Below are 7,724 nucleotides of genomic sequence, written 5' to 3' on the forward strand. Positions count from 1 at the left end.
GCGCCGCGCCGGGGAATTTTTCAAACTCTTCCACGAAATAAGCACAGACCACGCCGCCCCGCTCGGAGCGGGAGCAGATTCATGCGGCCCATGACCGGGAGGCCGTAGGAACTTAACAGGAATGTACTCCCTGCTGAGCGGGCATTGGCTCGTGCTTACGCTGATAACGGTTTTCCTCTACGGGATAGGGGACGGACTGTACAAGCAATTCGTGGAGCACATATCGCCTCCCCGTTTCTGCTTGTATTCCGTGCCGGTGGCCGCCGTGGTGTACATAACCTTTTTTCTGACCCACGACCACCCTCCGCCGCTCGCCCCCGAGGGGCGCCTGTTTCTCTACTGCGCTACGCTGGCCAACCTGGTGGAGGGCATAGCCGTAATCCTTTATTACGAGTCCCTCAAGGGCGGCCTCGTGAGCATCGTCGGCCCGATTACGGCGGCCTCACCGGCCGTGACCGTCGTGCTGGCCTACTTTTTTTTGGAAGAGCTCCTTACGCCGGCTCAATACGGCGGGGTCGTGCTGGTGATAGGCGGGTGCCTGGGCATCGCGTACGAGCCCCACGACCCGCCGGCGGGCGCGCCGGGGTCAACACGCGCCGGACCGGAGGGGGAGCCGCCGGGCGGGCCCGGTCGCGGCAAAAAGGCCGTGAAGCAGCTATGGTTTTTGCAGGCCGTCCTTTCCGTGTTCGGATGGGGGATCGGGGCGACGCTGATGAAATACTCTTATCAATTGCCCAATGCGAACGAGGCCAATATTATGCTGTTTCGGGTATTCACCGTAGCGCTCACCCTGGGCGTGTACGGCCTGCTCCGGGAGCGGGAGTGGCGTTTCACGGCAAGGGAGGCGGCGCGCGCCGTCGTGCCCCTGGCGATGTTTTCCATCGGCAACTCGATGCTCATCACCGCCTACAAGTGGGGGCCGGCCTCGCTCGTGATGCCCTTGCTGTCAGCCTCCATACCGGTCACGCTGGTGTACGCGTTCTTCATCCTCCGGGAGAGGCTCACGCGCTTACAGTGGGTGTGCATAACGCTTGCCTTCACCGGCATGCTTTTGTGCTCCACACCCTGAGAAGCACACAAGCGAGAACCGGGGACGCATCGGAAAGCCCCGAGAAAACCTCCCTCCGGATTCTCCCCTCCCCTCTTTTTTTCGGGTAAAACGGAAACCGGCTCAGGCGCCCGTGGCGGGCGGGCGTTTTTCGATGCGGACGCGTAGCACCCGCTTGAGCGTCGCCTCCTCGACCGAGAGGAGCGCGCCGTCGACGGAGAGCGTCTCCCCCTTGCGGGGCACGTGTCCCAGGACCGCCGAGATGAAGCCACCCAGGCTGTCGTATTCCTCCTCCTCTTCCTCCCCGCGCGAAAAGGCGAGGCCCAGCTCTTCTTCAAGCTTGTCGAGGTCCATCCGCGCCTGCACCATGTAAGTCGCGGGGCCGATGGCCACGATTTCTTTCCCTTCGTGGCTGGCATCGTACTCGTCCTCGATTTCGCCTACAATTTCTTCAAGCACGTCCTCGAGTGTCACGAGCCCGGCCGTGCCGCCGTACTCGTCCACGACAATGGCCGCGTGGCGGCTGTCGCGCTGGAATTCCTCTAGGAGGTCGGCGACGGGCTTGGTCTCGGGCACGTAGTGAGGCTTTCTCAGGTAGGTTTCGAGGTGAAACTCAGGGCTACCAAGCGCGACGTGCTTCAGCAGGTCCTTCACGTAGACAAAACCCTTGATGTTGTCGAGGTTGTCCTGATAAACGGGAATGCGCGAGTGGCCCGAGGAGACGGCCTTTCGAAGCACGTCGTCGAAGACGCTTTCCGCGGGGACGGCCACCATGTCGGTGCGCGGCACCATGACCTCGCGCGCGACGGTGTCGCCCATCTCGATGACGCGCCCCAGCATGTCGCGTTTCTCCTTCTCAAGCCCTCCCCCCTCCTCCTCGCTCATCTCGATGAGATCCCGGATGTCCTTCTCCGTCACGAACGGCTCGCGCCGAGTGAGCTCCCCGCCGCTCAGCCGCACCAGACCGCGAACGAGCTTCACCAGGCACCACGTCACGGGATAGAAAAGCCAGTACGGCAGAATCAGGATGCGCGCGAGCCACGGCGAGACCCGCTTGGCGTGCTGCTTCGCCAGCGTCTTGGGAAGAATTTCCCCCGCGACGAGCGTCAGGAACGTCATGGCGCCCGTGGCGACGGCGACGCCGCTGTGAGCGAAAATTTTTAAAGCGATGTCGGTGGCGAGGGCCGCGGCGAGGATGTTGACGAGGTTGTTGCCGACGAGGATGCTCGTAAGCACCCGATTGGGGTGGGCGCTCCAGAGCGCGAGGATGCGCGTCGGGTCGAAGCCGTCGCGGACGAGCTTCTTAATGTGGTAGCGGGGCGTCGCGGTAAGCGCGGTCTCCGTCGCCGAAAAGAAACCAGACAGCACCAGACAAACCGCGATGCTGGCCCATTCCCATAGTGGAACGTCGTCCAATGCCTGTGCTTCTTACTCCTTTTTTCCCGAACCCCTTCTACGGCCCGCCGCAGCCGCTTCCGAAGTTCGTGATCAGCCTGTCCAAGTCGTCGCCGTTGACTACGTCGTTGTTGTCAAGGTCGACATCGTTCAGGAAATCGCTTTCTCCGCATTCGGAGCCGAACGAGCGCGCAAGGCGCATCAAATCGAGGCCGTCCGTGCAGCCGTTGCCGTCCGAATCTCCCCAGGCGGATAACGGCGCGGTGCTGCAGCTCGGCCCGACGCCGCCGGGCAAGGAAGTAGGCAACTGTGTATCCGTGTCGCTGTTGGGATAATAGATGGCGACCTCGCGGGTGGCGAGGTTATTTCCCGATATTCCTCCCCACACGAGCATGGCCGGTTGGCCTCCTATATCGTCGACCGCGAGGGCCGTGTGGAAAGCGGTCGGCATAGGCGCGTTGGCAGTGGAGATTTCGTACCAGGCTGCTCCATTGTAGCGCCCGCCATCGTTGAGGTAATCGGTGAGCGAGCAGGGAGTAAGAGCAAATGGGTTCGAGCATCCAAAGCCGCCCCAGACAATCATCACCGCCGGAGGTGTATTGGTGACGTTCGGAACCCACACCGCCGTGTGGCCGAAGCGCCCGCCCAAGGTCCAACTTAAGGAAGTCCAAGAGTCGCCCACGGGATCGTAGAGCCCGCCATCGCCATGGTAAAAGCCGCTTCCGTAACGGCCACCGAAGATAATCATATCGCTTCCAGTCCACACGGCCGTGTGGTCGCTCCGCGGGGAAGGAGCGTCCACTGATGAGACAGAGGCCCACGAATCCTCGTCTATTTGTCCGTCCCCGTCGTTGTCTACACCATCGGTACAGTCGGTTTCGTCGCAGAGGTCGTAGCGTCCGCCGTCACCTTTGAACCACCAGAACGGCCAGTCCTCGTAGCCGCCCCAGACAATCATATAGGGCGTGAGAAGCCCCTCCGTCCAGACGGCCGTATGACCAAAGCGCGGGGAGGGTAAATCCGGGTCGACCACGTTGACGGGAGCCCACGTCGTAGGAGCAGAGTATACCGCGCCGCTTTGGAGTGCCGTGTCCGCCCAGGCATCATAGCCGCCCCAGGCAATCATTTCCGCGCCCGTCCAGACGGCCGTGTGGCGGAGACGCGGGGACCATCCCACAAACAGGTGAGCGCTCGAGAGCTTCGCATAATTATTTGCGTCATCCGTGGCAAAACAACCAGCTTTTTCGGAAAGGCGAACTTGGTAGGTGCCCGGCTCCTGGTAGGACGCCGTAACGTCGTAAGGATTGAGGTCCGGAACGCCAAAAGGCTTCAGGACAGTCACCGTGCCACCGGGGGCAACCAATGCGACTTCCGTGCACTGCGTCAAAAGCGTGTTCCCCCCAAGCGTATAACAGAGCGTGGCCACGGTGGTGCGGCGGGTCGTAAGCGTAGCGTCCACAAGCTCCGCCTGCGCGCCGAAAGTCTCGCTCAGCTTAACCTGATAGACGCCCTTACCTCCGGTGATGTACTCCGCCGTCACGTCGTAGGGGCTTGCATCCGCGTCTCCGTAATCTTTTATCGTGGTCTCAGCACCCGAGGGGTTAATAAGTATCACCTCGGTGTTGGCCGCCACGTCGGCCGCGCTCCTCACGTCAAAGACTGCGCCTGCCTCAATGGTGGCAACGTCGGCCGCGGCGCAATTCTCGCGGAGCCGCAACGAATAGTCGCCGGGGCCCGCTAGGTACAGCCCCGTCATGCTGTACTCGCTCTCGTCTGTGAAGCCGTCCCCGTCGTCGTCCACATCGTTGGTGCAATCGGTTTCGTCTATTTGGCCGTCCCCGTCGTTGTCGACACCGTCGGTGCAATCGAACTCGTCTATGAGGCCGTCCCCGTCGTTGTCAAGGCTCTCGTCTGTGAGGCCGTCCCCGTCGTCGTCCACACCGTTGGTGCAATCGAACTCGTCTATGAAGCCGTCCAAGTCGTTGTCCAAACCGTCGACGCAATTGGCCTCGTCCGTGGAGCCGTCCCCGTCGTCGTCCACACCGTTGGTGCAATCGAATTCGTCTATGAAGGTGTCCCCGTCGTCGTCCACGCCGTTGATACAATCACCAATGTCATCGGCCGTTCCCAAAATGCCGTCTGGGCCTGGATCGATGTCGGCACACTCGTCACAGTCGGCACAGTCGTCGCACATAAAGGTGCAATCGACTTCGTCTGTGAAGCCGTCAAAGTCGTCGTCCGCGCCGTTGGTGCAATCGAACTCGTCTACGAGGGTGTCCCCGTCGTTGTCCACACCGTCGTCACAAATGGCAACGTCATCGCCCGTTCCTAGAATGCCGTCTGGGCCTGGATCGATGTCAGCACAGTCGTCGCAGTCGTCGCAGTCGGCACAGTCGCTGCAGCCGTCATCGCCGAAGTCCTTGAGAAGATTCGCCACGCCGTTCGGATCAACGACCCTCACCTCCGTGCATCCCTTTACGTCCGTATCGTGGCGAAGCGTGTACGTCACGACGACCGAGGAGGCCGGCGAGCCGATTCTGAACGGGCCCAGCGGATCAACCACAAAGGGCATGTCGTCACAGGGCTCGTCTATGAGGCCGTCCCCGTCGTCGTCAACCCCGTTGGTGCAAGCGTCGGGGGAGAACCCATCCGCACAATTACCCACGGTCATCGACACACTGTCTCGCGTCGTTCCGGTCTCGTGATGGACGAGCTCCTGCCAATTGAGCGTGGCGGTGCCGACGTTCGACGGGTCCATGTTAAAGGCCGGGACGAAGTCGGCCTTCTCCGAGTCGATCTCGTCTATCAGGCCGTCCCTGTCGTCGTCAATGCCCTCGTCTATGAGGCCGTTCCCGTTGTCGTCAAGCCCGTTGAGGCAATCGACCTCGTCTATATCTCCGTCCCCGTCGTCGTCAATCCCGTTGGTGCAATCGCCGATGTCGTCGGCCGTTCCCAGAATGCCGTCTGGGCCTGGATCGATGTCGGCACAGTCGCCGCAGTCAATGCCCTCGTCTATTTCTCCGTCCCCGTCGTCGTCAATCCCGTTGGTGCAATCGACCTCGTCCACGAAGGTGTCCCCGTCGTCGTCCAGGTTGTTGGTGCAATCGCCGATGTCGTCGGCCGTTCCCAGAATGCCGTCTGGGCCTGGATCGATGTCGGCACAGTCGCCGCATAAGTAGCCGCAGCCCTCGTCTATGTAGCCGTTCCCGTTGTTGTCGATCCCGTCGATGCAATTGGTTTCGTCTACGAGGGTGTCCCCGTCGTCGTCAATCCCGTTGGTGCAATCGGTCTCGTCTATGAGGCCGTCCCAGTCATCGTCACAACCGTTGGTGCAATCGAACTCGTCTGTGAAGGCGTCCTTGTCGTTGTTCACACCGTCGGTGCAATCGGCTTCGTCTATTGTGCCGTCGCTGTCGTCGTCCACACCGTTGCAGCAATCGAACTCGTCCCTGACGCCGTCCCCGTCGTCGTCGAGGTTGTTGGCGCAATCGACCTCGTCTATGAGGCCGTTCCCGTTGTTGTCCAAACCGTCGTCGCAATAGGCTTCGTCTGTGAGGCCGTCGCTGTCGTCGTCAATCCCGTTGGTGCAAACGAACTCGTCTATGAAGCCGTCGTTGTCATTGTCCAAACCGTCGGTGCAATTGACCTCGTTTATGAAGCCGTCCTTGTCGTTGTCAACGCCCTCATCTATGAGGCCGTTCCCGTTGTCGTCAAGCCCGTTGGTGCAATTGACCTCGTCTGTGGAACCGTCACCGTCGTTGTCCACACCGTCGGTGCAATTGGCTTCGTCTGTGAAGCCGTCCCCGTCGTCGTCCACACCGTTGGTGCAATCGAACTCGTCTATGAGGCCGTTCCCGTTGTTGTCAAGGCTCTCGTCCGTGAGGCCGTCCCCGTCGTCGTCCAAACCGTTGGTGCAATCGAACTCGTCTATGGAGCCGTTCCCGTTGTTGTCTAAACCGTCGGTGCAATCGACCTCGTCTATGAAGGTGTCCCCGTCGTCGTCCACACCGTTGGTACAATCGGCTTCGTCTATGAAGGTATCCCCGTCGTCGTCCACGCCGTTGATACAATCACCAATGTCATCGGGCGTTCCTAGAATGCCGTCTGGACCTGGATCAATGTCGGCACAGTCATCACAGTCGGCGCAGTCGTCGCACACAAAGGTGCAATCGGCAAAGTCATCGCCCGTTCCCAAAATGCCGTCTGGGCCTGGGTCGATGTCGGCACAGTCGTCACAGTCGGCACAGTCGCCGCAGTCGATGCAAATGGCTTCGTCTATGAGACCGTTCCCGTTGTTGTCAATCCCGTCGTCGCAATCGACCTCGTCTATGAAGGTGTCCCCGTCGTTGTCCACGCCGTCGGTGCAATTGGCTTCGTCTGTGAAGCCGTCCCCGTCGTCGTCACAATCGTTGATGCAATCGAACTCGTCTATGAAGGTGTCCCCGTCATTGTCCACACCGTCGGTGCAATTGGCTTCGTCTGTGGAGCCGTCCCCGTCATCGTCACAACCGTTGCAGCAATCGAACTCGTCTATGAAGGTGTCCCCGTCGTTGTCCACACCGTCGGTGCAATCGGCTTCGTCTATGGAGCCGTCGCTGTCGTCGTCAACACCGTTGCAGCAATCGAACTCGTCTATGAAGCCGTCATTGTCGTTGTCCACACCGTCGGTGCAATCGACCTCGTCTATGAGGGTGTCTTTGTCGTTGTCCACACCGTCGACGCAATTGGCTTCGTCTATGAAGATGCCCCCGATGCCGTCCCCGTCGTCGTCCACACCGTTGGTGCAATCGACCTCGTCTATGAGGGTGTCCCCGTCGTTGTCCACACCGTCGTCGCAATCGACCTCGTCTATGAAGTCGTCCCCGTCGTTGTCAATCCCGTCGGTGCAATCGGCTTCGTCTATGAAGCCGTCATTGTCGTTGTCCACACCGTCGGTGCAATCGGCTTCGTCTATATCGCCGTCGCTGTCGTCGTCCAGGTCGTTGACGCAATCGAACTCGTCTATCACGCCGTTATTGTTGTTGTCCAAACCGTCGCCGCAATCGACCTCGTCTATGAGGCCGTCGCTGTCGTCGTCCAAACCGTTGGTGCAATCGACCTCGTCTGTCATGGTGTCGTTGTCGTTGTCCAAACCGTCGTCGCAATTAACTTCGTCTATGGAGCCGTCCCCGTCGTCGTCCACACCGTTGGTGCAATCGAACTCGTCTATGAGGCCGTTCCCGTTGTTGTCAAGGCTCTCGTCCGTGAGGCCGTCCCCGTCGTCGTCCAAACCGTTGGTGCA

Annotated in this window: 3 protein-coding genes; 1 reads left to right on the forward strand and 2 read right to left on the reverse strand. The window is 60.4% G+C overall.

Going from position 1 to position 7,724, the window contains the following annotated elements:
• Positions 1 to 121: 121 nt before the first annotated feature.
• On the forward strand, positions 122 to 1,069 hold the full coding sequence (locus tag JSV08_01775; GenBank protein UCF81175.1) for a DMT family transporter: 948 nt from the start codon (positions 122 to 124) through the stop codon (positions 1,067 to 1,069).
• A 102-nt stretch (positions 1,070 to 1,171) separates the two neighbouring features.
• Here the strand turns inward: JSV08_01775 and JSV08_01780 are convergent, their stop codons facing one another.
• The gene (locus tag JSV08_01780; GenBank protein UCF81176.1) at positions 1,172 to 2,464 is read right to left on the reverse strand and encodes an HlyC/CorC family transporter; all 1,293 of its coding nucleotides are present in this window, start codon (positions 2,462 to 2,464) and stop codon (positions 1,172 to 1,174) included.
• Positions 2,465 to 2,501: 37 nt separating this feature from the next.
• Positions 2,502 to 7,724, reverse strand: a 5,223-nt coding sequence (locus JSV08_01785; protein ID UCF81177.1) for a hypothetical protein, incomplete at its 5' end; no start/stop codon positions are given.

The sequence above is a fragment of the Acidobacteriota bacterium genome (genome assembly GCA_020349885.1).
In the GTDB taxonomy this organism is placed as follows: Bacteria; Acidobacteriota.

Coding starts and splice junctions, on each gene's coding strand:
- JSV08_01775 (UCF81175.1), top strand. CDS start 122: ATGTACTCCCTGCTGAGCGGGCATTGGCTCGTGCTTACGCTGATAACG.